The sequence below is a fragment of the Luteolibacter sp. Y139 genome, assembly GCF_038066715.1.
Taxonomy (GTDB): domain Bacteria; phylum Verrucomicrobiota; class Verrucomicrobiia; order Verrucomicrobiales; family Akkermansiaceae; genus Haloferula; species Haloferula soli.
Genome location: NZ_JBBUKT010000001.1, coordinates 417,720 through 430,591, shown reverse-complemented (window position 1 = coordinate 430,591; position 12,872 = coordinate 417,720). Strand labels below are relative to the sequence as shown.

At 62.3% G+C, this 12,872-nt stretch carries 13 protein-coding genes; 6 read left to right on the top strand and 7 right to left on the bottom strand.

Going from position 1 to position 12,872, the window contains the following annotated elements; genetic code table 11:
- Positions 1–15 precede the first annotated feature (15 nt).
- Positions 16–1,416: a sigma-54-dependent transcriptional regulator gene (locus WKV53_RS01920; RefSeq protein ID WP_341402653.1), complete on the bottom strand. Its 1,401-nt coding sequence runs from the start codon at positions 1,414–1,416 to the stop codon at positions 16–18.
- Positions 1,417–1,730: 314 nt separating this feature from the next.
- Positions 1,731–2,903, bottom strand: a complete 1,173-nt coding sequence (locus tag WKV53_RS01915) for a sensor histidine kinase (RefSeq protein ID WP_341402652.1) — start codon at positions 2,901–2,903, stop codon at positions 1,731–1,733.
- Between the two features lie 41 nt (positions 2,904–2,944).
- On the opposite strand from WKV53_RS01915, the gene cutA reads away from it, so the two are divergent.
- Both cutA and WKV53_RS01905 read left to right on the top strand, forming a co-directional pair.
- On the top strand, positions 2,945–3,262 hold the full coding sequence (gene cutA / locus WKV53_RS01910) for a divalent-cation tolerance protein CutA (RefSeq protein ID WP_341402651.1): 318 nt from the start codon (positions 2,945–2,947) through the stop codon (positions 3,260–3,262).
- A 90-nt stretch (positions 3,263–3,352) separates the two neighbouring features.
- Positions 3,353–4,780, top strand: a complete 1,428-nt coding sequence (locus WKV53_RS01905; protein WP_341402650.1) for a leucine-rich repeat domain-containing protein — start codon at positions 3,353–3,355, stop codon at positions 4,778–4,780.
- Positions 4,781–4,794: 14 nt separating this feature from the next.
- On the opposite strand, the gene WKV53_RS01900 is transcribed toward WKV53_RS01905, so the two are convergent.
- From WKV53_RS01900 to WKV53_RS01880, 5 genes are all read right to left on the bottom strand, one after another.
- Positions 4,795–5,439 carry a gluconate 2-dehydrogenase subunit 3 family protein gene (locus WKV53_RS01900; protein ID WP_341402649.1) on the bottom strand — a complete coding sequence of 215 codons (645 nt, stop codon included), beginning with the start codon at positions 5,437–5,439 and terminating at the stop codon, positions 4,795–4,797.
- A 17-nt stretch (positions 5,440–5,456) separates the two neighbouring features.
- Complete coding sequence (locus tag WKV53_RS01895) at positions 5,457–7,241, bottom strand: GMC oxidoreductase (protein WP_341402648.1); 1,785 nt, start codon at positions 7,239–7,241, stop codon at positions 5,457–5,459.
- Positions 7,242–7,345: 104 nt separating this feature from the next.
- Positions 7,346–7,621, bottom strand: a complete 276-nt coding sequence (locus tag WKV53_RS01890; RefSeq protein ID WP_341402647.1) for an acylphosphatase — start codon at positions 7,619–7,621, stop codon at positions 7,346–7,348.
- Complete coding sequence (locus WKV53_RS01885) at positions 7,618–8,205, bottom strand: MarC family protein (RefSeq protein ID WP_345789634.1); 588 nt, start codon at positions 8,203–8,205, stop codon at positions 7,618–7,620. The genes WKV53_RS01890 and WKV53_RS01885 overlap by 4 nt, the downstream gene beginning before the upstream one ends.
- Before the next feature lie 49 nt (positions 8,206–8,254).
- Positions 8,255–8,446 carry a hypothetical protein gene (locus tag WKV53_RS01880; protein WP_341402645.1) on the bottom strand — a complete coding sequence of 64 codons (192 nt, stop codon included), beginning with the start codon at positions 8,444–8,446 and terminating at the stop codon, positions 8,255–8,257.
- Between the two features lie 382 nt (positions 8,447–8,828).
- Here WKV53_RS01880 and WKV53_RS01875 point away from each other — a divergent pair, with 382 nt between their 5' ends.
- From WKV53_RS01875 to WKV53_RS01860, 4 genes are all read left to right on the top strand, one after another.
- Positions 8,829–10,499, top strand: a complete 1,671-nt coding sequence (locus tag WKV53_RS01875) for a PAS domain-containing sensor histidine kinase (protein WP_341402644.1) — start codon at positions 8,829–8,831, stop codon at positions 10,497–10,499.
- Positions 10,500–10,505: 6 nt separating this feature from the next.
- Complete coding sequence (locus WKV53_RS01870) at positions 10,506–11,150, top strand: response regulator transcription factor (RefSeq protein WP_341402643.1); 645 nt, start codon at positions 10,506–10,508, stop codon at positions 11,148–11,150.
- Positions 11,151–11,257: 107 nt separating this feature from the next.
- Positions 11,258–11,632 (top strand): response regulator transcription factor, encoded by a 375-nt coding sequence (locus tag WKV53_RS01865; protein ID WP_341402642.1) that lies wholly within the window; start codon positions 11,258–11,260, stop codon positions 11,630–11,632.
- A gap of 26 nt (positions 11,633–11,658) precedes the next feature.
- The gene (locus WKV53_RS01860) at positions 11,659–12,852 is read left to right on the top strand and encodes a BamA/TamA family outer membrane protein (RefSeq protein WP_341402641.1); all 1,194 of its coding nucleotides are present in this window, start codon (positions 11,659–11,661) and stop codon (positions 12,850–12,852) included.
- Positions 12,853–12,872: the final 20 nt, after the last annotated feature.

Genomic DNA, 12,872 nt, shown 5'->3' with positions numbered 1-12,872 from the left:
GCGCCGCCGGGCACGTCAGTCCTCTTCCTCCTTCAGCTTGCGCTGGAGGGTGCGGCGACTGATGCCGAGTAAATCGGCGGCCCGCGTCCGGTTGCCCCCAGCTTGCGCCAAAGCCGCGCGGATGGCGCTGGTTTCGAGCGCATGCAAGTTGAATTCCCCCCCACCGGCAAGGGGGATTTTCCCCGGTTCCGAGGTCGTCACCGGAGTGATCGAAGCGGTTGATAGAGACGGAAACACCGGCATTTCCCCCAGCACGGAGGCTGGCAGGTGGTGGAGGTCGATCACCGGCTCATTGCTCATGACCACGCCGTGCTCGATCGCCGTCCGCAGTTCGCGCACATTGCCCGGCCACGGGTAGGTGCGCAGCACCCGGAGGGCGGCATCGCTGAGCGGCTTCACCGGGCGGCCATTCTCTTCGGCGAATTCCTTCAAAAACGCCCCGGCCAGCAGGACGATGTCCTCCGCCCGGTCGCGCAAGGGCGGCATTTGGACGCGGACCACATTGAGGCGGAAGTAGAGATCCTCGCGGAAGTCGCCTTTCGCGACGAGGGCGGCGAGGTTCTTGTTGGTGGCGGCGACCACCCGGACATCGACCTTCACGGGGTTGTTGGAGCCGACGCGCTCGATGGTGCGCTCGGAGAGGGCGCGGAGGAGTTTTACTTGGATGGAGGCGTCGATTTCGCCGATTTCGTCGAGGAAGAGGGTGCCGCCGTCGGCCTGCTCGAAGCGGCCGATGCGGCGTTGGACTGCGCCGGTGAAGGCTCCCTTTTCATGGCCGAAGAGCTCGCTTTCGAGAATCTGCGGGGCCAAGGCGGCACAGTGGACGATGACCAGCTTCTCGGCCGGGCGTCCGCTCAGGCGGTGGATGGCGTGGGCGACGACTTCCTTGCCGGTGCCGCTTTCGCCCTCGATCAGGACGGTGGCGCGGGTCGGGGCGACTTGGCGGACGACGTCGATGACGCGCTGGATGGCGGGGGACTTGCCGGCGAGCTTTTCGAGGCCGGTGTTGTCGGAGACTTGGGCGCGGAGCTGTTTGTTCTCCGTCTCCAGCTTGCGGCTGCGGAGGGCTCGCTTCAGGAGCATCTCGACTTCGTCTAGGTTCAGCGGCTTGGTAACGAAGTGCCAGGCACCGCGGCGCATCGCCTCCACGGCGGTGTCCACCGAGCCGTAGGCGGTCATCATGATCGCGACGGGTGGCTGCGGGAGGGCCATGGCTTGGTCCAACAGATCCATGCCGGAGTCGCCGCCCATGCGGAGGTCGGTGAGGAGCAGGTCGACCGGCTCCGCCTTCATGACGTTCATCGCCTCGGCGACGTTCGAGGCGGTGTAGACTTCGAACTCTTCTTCCAACGCCGAGCGCAGGCCATCGCGGGTGGCCTTTTCGTCGTCGGCGATGAGGAGGGTGGGGGTGGTCATGAATCGGTGGTATTCTGGCGGTCAGAATGTGAGGAGCGTGTGAATCTCCGGAGGAATTCCGCGTCGCGGACTTTGTTGTCTTGCCGTCTTGTCAGGGAGGCCGAGATGGCGCGGGTGATCTCGTAAGCTAGCAACAACGCTGTCATCGGGATGGCGAACAGCAGGAGTAGCTCAGGGCCTCTCCCAAATCCGCGAATACGTGGCATCCACTCCCTCGGAAGAAATATCGAGAGGAGGACGGAAAGGACGACCAAGCCAATGGAGATTCGTTTCGCGAGGCGGATCGCTTTGGATTCGTGCGCAAACATGGAGGTTCAGTCGATGTCGATGATGCTCACCGGCTGCTCTAGCAGGCGCACGGGCTTCGGGCCGCGGGGGAGGTGGATGAGGATGCGGGTGCCGGCGCCGGGTTCGCTTTGGATTTCGATTTCACCGCCGTGTTCGCGGACGACGCGGCGGACGATCAGGAGGCCGAGGCCGGTGCCGGATTGCTTGGTGGTGCGGTAGGGCTCGAAGAGGGAGCCCATCTGTTCGGGCGGGATGCCGCTGCCATTGTCCTCGATGGAAAGGGTGGCTTCGAATTCGTTGGCGTGGGCGGCGATGCGGATGATCCCGTCCTTGCCGGCGAGGGCTTGGTAGGCATTGCGGAGGAGGTTGTAGAAGACCTGTTGGAACTGCCCGGCATCCAGTTCCATGGCGGGGAAGTCCTCGTCCATGTCGAGCTCGACGGTGATGTGACGCGATTCGAGTTCCGGCTCTAACAGCTTCACGGCATCGCGCAGCACTTGGGTGAGGTCGCAGCGTTCGCGGTGAGGGGTGGTGGGGCGGATGGCCTGGAGGAATTGGCGGAGGATGGTATCGAGCCGCTTGATCTCGCTGCGGGCGGTATTGAGATTTTCTTCCAGCGGCGCGCGGTCTCCGGGTGGCAGCTTTTTCAGCTTCCGGGCCATCAACTGGAGATGGATGTCCAGGGAGTTGAGGGGATTGCCAATCTCGTGAGCGACTCCGGCGGCGAGGAGGGTGAGGGCGTTCAGGCGCTCGCTTTCGAGGGTTTGTTCCGCCTCCTGGCGGGTGGTCGTGAGGTCGCGGATCAGCATGACCCAGCCGACGGTTTTTTCGCCTTCGCCCGACTGGATGGGGGACAGGTAGAAGTTCAGGAAGCGGTTTTCCGGGTAGAAGGTCTCCAGATCCCGCGAGACCGCGGTGCCCGGCTTGGCCAGCGATTTCCAATCAAGGCCCGGGACGCAGACCGAGAGGGGCATCCCTGCGGCTTGCTCGACATCGATGCCGAAGAGGCGGCAGGCGGCGGCGTTGATGAAGGAGATCTCGCCGTCTTCATCGAGCACGATCATGCCCTCGTGGAGCGCCTCGAAGACCTGCTCCAGAAAGCCCTTTTCGCGGACCAGCCGGTCCAAAAGCTGGCGGGCCTCGGCCGGGTCGATCCGGTCGATGCGGGCGAGGAGTTTGTCGAGGAAGCCGGGCTTCAAAGAGTTTGCTAGTGTTCAGTTTTCAGTGTTCAGGAACAGCCATGGAAGACGCCGTGGTGGTCCTTTGCACGTTTCCCGATCTCGATCAGGCGCGACAGATTGGCGCGGCTCTGGTGGAAAGGCAAGTGGCGGCCTGCGTCAACGTGCTGCCGGGCGTGGAATCGATCTACCGGTGGGAGGGAAAAGTCGAGCGGGCCGGGGAGGTGCTGGGGGTAATCAAGACGACCCGGTATGCGGATCTAGAGGCGGCGATCCGGGAGCTGCACCCCTATGAGGTGCCGGAGATCATCGCGCTGCCGGTGGTGGCGGGGTTGCCGGCTTATTTGGCGTGGCTGGGCCAAAGCTGTGGTGGCGATTGATCGGGGGCCGGACTGACTTCCTTATCGCGCGGCTGGTGCGTGGGTGTTAGGCAGCTGATCTGACTGCCGCGATATGCCTTTTTCGGACCCATGACTGCCAAATCCTTTGACGAGTATGCCGCCACGCCGGGTTTGAACGACGATCAGATCTACATGATCGAGAAGCTGATCGATTCCGTGCGCTTCGAGTTCGACGACAACTATTGGGCAGAGTCCAGCAAGCTCATCGACGAGCGGCGGAAACAAGACTACAAGCCGACGTTCAAACGAGAGCACGTTACCCCCGCTGTGGAGATTCTCGGGAAGCGCGATTGGCTGAGCCTCCAGCAGACCAATGGCGGGCGTCCCATTCGCGACATCGGCGCCCTTCGATTCTTTCCCGGGTTGGATGGCCTCTCATTGAGCGAAAATGAGATCACGGAGATCTCAGCGATTGCCGGTTTCAAAGATCTCCGGCGGTTGCATCTCAAGGGGAATCTCATCCGGAACCTGTCGCCCCTGGCGGATTGCTCCAAGCTGGAGCAACTGGAGATTCAATCGAATCCTGTTGAAGATTTGTCGGTGCTCGCAACGTTGCCTTCATTGAAGCGTCTGACGATTTCGGCGGACCAACTGCCGGTGCTTGGCAAGGTGGCGATGCTTCCCGAACTCGTGGAACTCGACGTTTCGTTTATCGATGCGAAGCCCTTGGACTCTTTCCACCACCTTCCTGCGATGCCGAAGCTGGGAACGTTGTGCGGAGTCGATACTCAGAGTCTGGCAGGTCTGGAGCGATTCCCTTCATTGCGCAACCTGGTCAATTTCGGCGGCGACTTCGAATCCTTAGAGCCGCTTGTTGCTTTGCCTCAATTGACGCATTTCAATTTTCCCGGTACGAAGTTGAAGGACCTCGCGCCTTTGTCGCGAGTAACCGGATTGAGGGCGATCTGGATCAACACGAGTTCCAAGATTCTCGATCTAACGCCTCTGGAGTCAATCCCCTCGCTTCGGGACGTCTCGGTGAGATGTGCAGGAAAGGAACCCGCCGCGCTGGAGGCCCTGCGTAAGAAGCTCATATCGTGGGACGAGGACTTTCTCTCGGCAACCCCACGCTACACTCCGTCGCAGAAGTTGGAGATCCTGGATGAGAAGGCGTTTGCCGCGCTGGATCGGGAAGCTCCTTACGGGACGTGGAATCCCGAAGGCAATTCCGGCCTGTTAGGCTCCGAACTCGATTGGCTCGATCGGAAGATCAAGGCGGAGCTCGAAAAGTGGTTGGAGGAAGACGACGACTACTATTTCCCCTACCAGTGGCAGGAATGCCGGTGGCGCGACCTGCAGCTGATGAGTGAGGCTTCGCTGGGTGCCCTGTCACACGTGGTAGAGGATATCCAGAGAGTGCTTTCCCACAGCAAGAATGACTGGATCATCTACCTCCAGTCCGATGAAGGCGACTTGAACCTGTGGGTCTATCCCGAAAAGGTCGTGGTAGCGGAGGAACATGCGAAGATCGCCAAAGAACGGCTGGAGAGAAAATAATCCAACCTCGTCGATCACAGCCCCTCCAGCCCCTCCAGCCCCAGCAGCTTGATGATCTCATCGGGCACGCCGGGGTAGGGGCCATTGATGGGGGTGTTGCCGATGTAGCCGAGGCTCTTCCAGGTGGCAGGGTGGGTGTAGTAGCCGCCGAGGGTGAGCATGCGGAGTTTCTGGAAGAAGCGGGCGCCGTGGGAGAGTTCCGGGAGGGCTTTGGCGGGATCGCAGATGCTGTCGAGGATGGCCGTTTGTTCCTCGGGGGCGATTTCCTTGAAGGCTTTGCCGTGGTGTTTCCAGGCGTGGGTATTAATCCATGCGACGCCGCCGCGGATGGTTTCGTAGTCGGCGCGGTTTTCGGGATAGGGGGCGCCGACCCATTCGTTGAGGAATTCGTGCACGCCGATGGCGGAGGCAGCGGGTGAGGTTTCGTCGGCGGGCAGGATGAGATCGACGAGAACGGCGAGGGTCGCGAGTTCGGTGGCGTCGAGCGGCTTGTCCCAAGGGATCGAGGGATGCGCGTAGTCCGGGTCGCTGAGGGTGTTCTTGAAGTGCCGGGTCAGCGGCTTCGGCGGCTCGGCGCCGACGGGGGCGAGGGCACCTGCAGCGCTGGCGGCGGCGACGAGCTTGAAGATGTCGCGGCGGGAAAGTGGAGACGGGTTCATGGCGGTGCGGGTGCTTGTTAGACGGTGCCCTTCTTCATTTCATCGAGCAGATACTCGGCGGAGCGCCAGGCGAGGGCGAGCACGGTGAGGGTGAGGTTCTTGTCGGGGTTCGACGGGAGGATGGAGGCGTCCATGAGGAACAGGTTCTTCACGTCCCAGGTCTGGCCGAACGAATTGACCACCGAGGCTTTCGGATCGGTGCCCATGATGGCGGTGCCGGCTTCGTGGATGATTTCGCCGGGCTTGTTGAGCGCTTCGCGGCCGGGTCGCGGCGTGGCCTTGCCGCCCATCGCGCCAATGATGTCGGCGAAGGTATTCTGCATGTGCGTCGCCTGATTGATCTCGTGGTCGGACCACTTCCAGTGGAAGCGCAGGATGGGGATGCCCCATTGGTCGACGCGGTTCGGGTCGATCTCGCAGTAGCAGTTTTCGTTCGGGATCATTTCGCCGCGGCCGGCGAAGCCCATCACCGCGCCATAGTAGCGGCGCGCTTCGTCCTTGAGCTTCTTGCCGTAGATGCCGGGCGAGGTGGTATCGAGCAAGCCGAGCGCACCCATGGACGGCATGTAGCGGCCGCCTCCGATCTCGATGTGGTAGCCGCGGGCGAAGCCGAGGGTCTCCTGCTTCTTGTAGTTCCACCACGGCGTGTAGACGTGTTCGCCGCCGGCACCGTCTTCATTGTAGGGCGGCAAGCTTTCCATCGCGGGAATGTGGCCGGCGAGCGAGGAGCCGACGCTGTCCGTCAGGTTCCGGCCGACTTGGCCGCTGCTGTTTGCAAGACCGTTCGGGAAGAGCGCGCTCTTCGAATTGAGAAGGATGCGGGCGGTCTCGCAGGTGCTTGCGCTGAGGATCACGACGCGGGCCCTGGCGATGGAATCGACGCGGGTGACTTTGTCCATGTAGTGCACGCCGGTCACCTTGCCGGAGTCATCGGTGAGGACCTCGCGCACCATCGCATCGGTGATGATATCGAGATTTCCGCTGGCGAGCGCGGCCGGGAGCAGGACGGTGGTGCTTTGGAAATTCGCGCGAATCGAGCAGCCGCGGCCGCATTCGGTGGCCCAGAAGCAGGCCATCCGCGCGGACATGTCGTCGCCGACGAGCTTCTGTGCCTTCGGATTGTTAGGGAAGAGCTTCGCGGCGAGCTTGGGGCCGTCCAATGCCTGGGTGAGGACCGCGCGGTGGATCGGGATGACGGGGATGTTCAGGCTCTTGCAATGCTTCTTCGTGAGCAGCTCGCCGACCCTTGGCTTGGGAGCTGGCAGGAGCACACCGGGCGAAGAGTCGGGCGTGTTTTCCATGCCCTCGTTGGAGCCATACACACCGATCATCATCTCGGTCTTGTCGTAGTAGGGCGCGAGGTCTTCGTAGGAGATCGGCCAGTCATAGCCGAGGCCATCGCGCGACTTCGGCTTGAAGTCATACTGGCCGAAGCGCAGGGAAATGCGGCCCCAGTGGTTGGTGCGGCCGCCTAACATCCGGGGCCGCCACCACCAGAATTCCTCTTGGGTACCTTCCTTGTCGCCGTAGGGCTCGCCCGGCACCTGCCAGCCGCCGCCGACGGTGGCGTCGTAGTGGCCGAAGAAGCGGTCCTGGGTGCCCTTCCCGCGCAGTGGCGCTTGGTCCGGCGTGTGGAACATCGGCGTTTCCTTGATCGGGTCGTAGTTCCGCCCGGCTTCCAGCATCAGCACCTTCACGCCATTGAGGCTGAGCTGCATGCCCATCATCCCGCCCCCCGCACCGGAGCCAACGATGATGACATCATATTCGCGCGTCGATTTCCGGTCGGTAAGGATGGCCATGGATTTAACCCGACGCTAGGCATCCGTTTGGCGGATGGAAACCGGGAAATCGATTTCCGCTGTCCCCGAATGCGGGGACGTTTGTAATGCCGGATCGGGCGGAATCAGCGCTCGATGGTGAAGCCCTTCACGCCTTCCAGCGGCGGGATGTTCTTCACGTGCATGCCCTTGATGTGGTGGGCGAGCGGGCTTTCCTCGGCGATCTCCTTGATGAAGGCCTCCACCTCCTCGCGCTCGCCCATGACTTCCAGCTCCACGGTGCCATCCGGCAAATTCTTCACGCCGCCACAGACTTCGAAGCCCTTGGCAAGGTCCTTGGTAGTGTAGCGGAAGCCGACGCCCTGGACGCGCCCCTCGAAAATCACACGGCGTGCAATCACGGCGCGGAAGATGCGCTGTAGGTGGAGACGCCGTCGAGGAACATTTGGACTGCCACCAGAATGAGGAGCAGGCCCATCAGCCGTTCCAAGGCACGTGTGCCCTTGGTGCCCAACAGCTTCAGCACCGTGGGTGAAAGCAGGAGGATCGCTGCGGATACCAGCCAGGCGCCGCCGACCGCCAGCGCGATCGAGCCGATGGCTGCCGGGTATTTCGTCGCGGTCAGCAAAATGAGGGCGATGCTGGATGGCCCGGCCATCAGCGGCACGGCGAGCGGGACGATGAAAGGCTCTTCCTCGTCCGTTTCCCCGAGCACCGAGCGGGTGGGGAAGACCATGCCGAGCGCGATGAGGAAGAGCAGGATGCCGCCGGAGATGCTCAGGGTGGCCGGCCTGACACCGAGGAAGCCGAGCAGGTGTTTGCCTGCAAACAGGAAGCCTAACAGGATGCAAAGCGCGAACAGCAACTCGCGCAGCAGGACCCTGCGCCGGCGTTCCTCGGGGATCTTGGAAAGGACGGCGTGGAAGATCGCCGCGTTCCCGAAGGGGTCGAGCACCAGAAACAGGGTGACGGCGAGGGCGAGCAGGTTCACTCCGCGATCTGAGCGAGCCGGTGTGCTCCTGCCAAGCCGGGGCTCAAGGAGTCTTGAAGATCGGCTGGGTGTGGGGCGGCTCGCGCCGTGTGTCCCAGCGGCGGGCATCGTGGCCCGGGGCTGTCTTGGGAGCGGTCTCGCCCTGTCCGTCGCCCTGAGTCTTTTTATCGAGGGGGAAGAAAACCGATTTCACGTCTTCATCTCCGAACCACGCGTAGCAAAGCCTGCTCTTCATATGCTGCCATCCCGTCAGGGTTTGAAAGTTTTCGCCATAGGTGCGGTGGCGCGTTGGAGGCTACGAATTTCCCGTAGGCGCGGTGGTAGTGGTTCCCACTCAGATGGTTGGGGAAGGTTGAAAGTAAACGTCACTGGCTCCGCTCCGTTTCCCTGGCAATGGAGTCAATGTTAGAATTTGTGAGATAATGTATTGTTTTGGGTATGTCATGGCAATGGGGGGATTTGGTCCTTGTGCCTGCGGGTAAGAAAATTTCACGATGGAGGGGATGGCAGGGATCGCCGCGCAATCGAAAGTCCCCCCTGAACGGCTGGCACGCCTTCGTGCGGCGGGGCGCGGTCGTCGCGTGATTGTGGGAGCGCTCCTCAGTTTCGCTGTCCTTTTGTCCGAGGCGAGTGCCCATCCGACGGGGGCTGATGGTCTTGGTGGCGGCGAGAATGGCGACGGATTCCTCGCGCCGCTCCGTCTGGTGTGGCAGCAGCATCCTGCGACCGTGACTGCGGGCGTGCTCGCAGTTGCCGTTCAATCCATTCTGATCGCCGGCCTGCTGATTCATCGCCAACGCGGGATGCGCGCGGAGCAGCAGCTGCGCGTCAGCGAGGAACGCTACCGCGAGGTGGTGGAGAGCCAGACGGAGATGGTCTGCCGTTATCGAGAAGACACCACCCTTACCTTTGTGAATGAGGCTTACTGCCGCTTCTTCGGGAAGGATCGCAGCGAACTGCTTGGAACCCGGTTTCTCAGCCTGATTCCAACTGAAGGTCATGCCGACGTGATGGCGACGATTGACCGGATGATTGCAGGCAAGCGGTCGGTTTCCCTCGAACACGAGGTGCTTCGTCCGGATGGAAGCGTCGGCTGGATGCAGTGGGACGACTATCCGATCTACGGGCAGCACGGGGAACTGCTCGAACTGCAAGGAATCGGAAAAGATGTCACTGAGCGTCACCGCGCGATGGAGGAATTGCGACAGTCGGAGAAGCGGTTTGCAGGTGTCTTTCGCGGCAGTCCGGTCGCGATTGCGATTGTCCGGCAGTCGGATGGAAGGCTGGTAGAGGTGAACCCGGAGTGGGAGAAATTCTTTGAGATCGGCCGCGAGGAAGCGGTGGGAAAGACCCCGGTCGAGCTCGGGCTGGTGGGCAGCCGAGATTCCGACCGGAAATTCCGGGAGATGCTTGATGCGGGTGAGCCGCTGCGAAGCCTAGAGCAGCAGGTGACGCTTCGCGACGGGACGACCCGGTGGATGGGGCTTTCGACCGAGCTGATTCAACTCGATGGAGAGGCCTGCTTTGTGGTGATGAGCCGGAATATCACCGAGCAGCGGGCGGCCGATGAGGCCCGCCGTGGCATCGCGCGCTCGTCCCGGCTGGCCCTGCTGGGGGAACTCACGGCGTCGATCGCCCACGAGGTGAACCAGCCGCTGGGAGCGATCCTGAGCAATGCGGAGGCTGCAGAAATGCTCCTGTCCAGAGGAGAGGCGTCCCTTCCCGAGGTGCGCCAGATCCTCGCTGACATCCGCCGGGATGACTTGCGCGCGAGCGAGGTGATCACGCGGGTCCGGGCTCTGGTCGGGAAGCGCGAGACGCGGATGGAGCCGCTGGACGTCAATGATTTGCTGGAGTCGTCGATGCGGCTGGTCGCGCATGACGTGCAGCGCCGGGGAGTGGTGATTGGCCGGGATTACACCCTGAATCTGCCGGTGATTTCCGGTGACCGGGTACAGCTGGAGCAGGTGCTGCTGAACTTGCTGCTCAATGCGATGGATGCGATCAAGGGAGTCTCGCTGGCCCATCGCCGGGTGATGCTGCGCTCGGCCCGGCACGGCCCCGGCACGGTGGAAATCAGCGTGACGGACAATGGTCACGGGATCGCCCCGGAAAAAATCGACCGCTTATTCGATTCTTTCTATACCACCAAGGAAAGTGGTATGGGGCTCGGTCTGTCGCTCGTAAGGTCGATCGCCGAGGCTCATGCCGGACGTGTGACAGCGGAGAACAATGCCAGTGGAGGGGCCACCTTCCGACTGGTCCTTCCCACACTCGCCGATCCCTGAATTGCCATGAATGCGAACCAGGAAGCCGGGCCGGTCGTTTATCTGGTGGACGATGATGAGTCGCTGCGCACGGCGCTGTCGCGCTTGCTCCGCGCCGCGGGTCACGAGACGCGTTCGTATGGCTCGGCGGCGGAGTTCCTGCTGGCGCGGAAGCTGCCCCTACGCGGCTGCCTGTTGCTGGATGTGCGGATTCCAGGAGGCCCTAGCGGGCTGGAACTTCATCGCGGGCTGCGTGACCAAGAGGAGATGCTGCCGGTGATTTTCATCACCGGTCACGGCGACATCCCGATGAGCGTGCAGGCGATCAAGGCGGGGGCATTCGATTTCCTGCCGAAGCCGGTGCAGCGGGAAACCTTGCTCGCGACGGTGGCAGCAGCCTTGGAACATGACGCGGCGCGCTGGGAAGCCGCCGAGCGCCGGACCGAACTGGGCCGCCGGCTGGCCAGCCTCTCGCCATGCGAGCACGAGGTCTTGCTGCGGGTGGTGGCCGGACAGCCGAACAAGCAGATCGGTGCGGAGGTGGGCTGCTCGGAGCGAACGGTGAAAGCGCATCGTTCCAAGGTGATGCAGAAGATGGGAGCGACTTCACTGGCCGAGCTGGTGCACATGGCAGATGACGTGATGGCCGGAGCTGCGGCGGGCTCTCATTAAGGTAGGTCAGATTTTTATTCATGTTCGGCGGAACATGGAACCTAAGGGCGAGATATCTGCCCCAAGTGCCAATGTTTCATCTTCCGGGGTGACGCCAAGGTGGCGCCATGGTGGAGGAAAAACGCGAGATCGTCGTCGTCGACGATGACAGCAGCATGAGCCAGGCGATCGAGCGCCTGATCGTAACCTCCGGCTGGAGGGCGCGGTCCTTCGCATCCGCCGAAGACCTGCTGGTCTGGGACCAGCATGCCGGCATCATCTTTCTCGTTCTCGACATTCAACTTCCCGGAATGTCGGGGCTGGATCTTCATCAGCATCTCGCCTCGTGCGGGATCCGTCCGCCGGTGGTGTTCATCACCGGCTATGACCAGCCGTATTTCCGCCAACGGGCGGAGGAGGCGGGTGCCGTGGCCTATCTGACCAAGCCGTTTTCCGGCCAGCTTCTGACTGATGCCATCCGCCGCCACCTGAGTGCCGCGTGACCTGGAGTGTTCGTCGCCGACAGTCCATGAATCGCCTGAAACAATCACGAAGCTTGCTGCGGGCCCTGGTGCTCGTCGTTGCGGCGTTGGCATGGGTGTCGAGCGGGGAGGAGAAGAGGTCCTTTTGCGATCCGGAGGATGGTGCCTTTGATCTGAGTGCTTTCCTGGACCGGCCGCTGGGTTTCATCCCGCTGGTGGTGCCGATCACCGAGCCGGCGGTTGGTGGCGGTGCCGCGTTGATGCCGGTCTTCATCAACTTGCCGGAGGATGACGAGGGTCGGCCGGATATCTGGGGTGTGGGGGCGATGCGGACGTCCAATGGGTCGGAGGGACTGCTGGCCGGGCAATCCGCTTATTGGTTGGACGGCCGATTGCACACGCTGATCGGTGCGGCGGATGCATCGATCAATTTGGATTTCCACGGGCTCGGTCAGGATGCCGAGCTGAGCGGGCAACCGCTGACCTACAATATCGACATGACCGGCGGCATGATCGAGGCGCGCTGGGCACTCGATCGGAAGAAGCGCTGGGACGTGGGGCTGCAATATGCGTATGCGGAGGTGAACGTCTCGTTTCCGGATCTGGCGAGCAACATCCGCGTGCAGGGGGATCCCACCGGCGGGAAATATGGGCTGAATCGCGGGCAGCGGCAGAGGCCGGATGGTTTTCAATCGGAGATTGGGAGCGTGGCGCTGAGCGTGAGCTATGATAGCCGAAACAACATCTTCACGCCGACCAAGGGGCTCTATTCAGGGCTGACGGCGACGTTCAATTCCTCGGCATTTGGCGGGTCATCAGAATACGAGAGGTACGAATGGGCGACGCTGTGGTTCACGCCGGTATTCACGGAGGACCTGGTCTTCGGATTGAAGGCGGATCTTCAGTCGAGTTCCGGGGACATCCCTTTCTACATGCGGCCGTCGGTGCAGCTCCGCGGGGCGCCGATGATGCGTTACCAAGGTGCGCACGTCGCTTATGGCGAGGCCGAGTTGCGGTGGCAGTTTAGCCCGCGCTGGAGCGTGCTCGGCTTCGGGGGCATCGGGTCGACTTGGTCGGACGGTCCCTTGCTATCCCGCAATGACGTCACGTGGACCGGCGGACTCGGGATCCGCTACCTGCTGGCCCGGAAGTATGGCCTGCACATGGGGCTGGATGTTGCCTACGGCGAGGAGGGGCCCGCCTGTTACGTGCAGTTTGGCAGCGCCTGGTTCCGCCCCTGATTTCAAACGAAGAACCCACT

Bases quoted from the DNA above. Each gene is read 5' to 3' on its own strand.
- WKV53_RS01920 (WP_341402653.1), bottom strand. From the start codon at position 1,416: ATGACCACCCCCACCCTCCTCATCGCCGACGACGAAAAGGCCACCCGC.
- cutA (WP_341402651.1), top strand. From the start codon at position 2,945: ATGGAAGACGCCGTGGTGGTCCTTTGCACGTTTCCCGATCTCGATCAG.
- WKV53_RS01905 (WP_341402650.1), top strand. From the start codon at position 3,353: ATGACTGCCAAATCCTTTGACGAGTATGCCGCCACGCCGGGTTTGAAC.
- WKV53_RS01900 (WP_341402649.1), bottom strand. From the start codon at position 5,439: ATGAACCCGTCTCCACTTTCCCGCCGCGACATCTTCAAGCTCGTCGCC.
- WKV53_RS01895 (WP_341402648.1), bottom strand. From the start codon at position 7,241: ATGGCCATCCTTACCGACCGGAAATCGACGCGCGAATATGATGTCATC.
- WKV53_RS01880 (WP_341402645.1), bottom strand. From the start codon at position 8,446: ATGAAGAGCAGGCTTTGCTACGCGTGGTTCGGAGATGAAGACGTGAAA.
- WKV53_RS01870 (WP_341402643.1), top strand. From the start codon at position 10,506: ATGAATGCGAACCAGGAAGCCGGGCCGGTCGTTTATCTGGTGGACGAT.
- WKV53_RS01865 (WP_341402642.1), top strand. From the start codon at position 11,258: ATGGTGGAGGAAAAACGCGAGATCGTCGTCGTCGACGATGACAGCAGC.
- WKV53_RS01860 (WP_341402641.1), top strand. From the start codon at position 11,659: ATGAATCGCCTGAAACAATCACGAAGCTTGCTGCGGGCCCTGGTGCTC.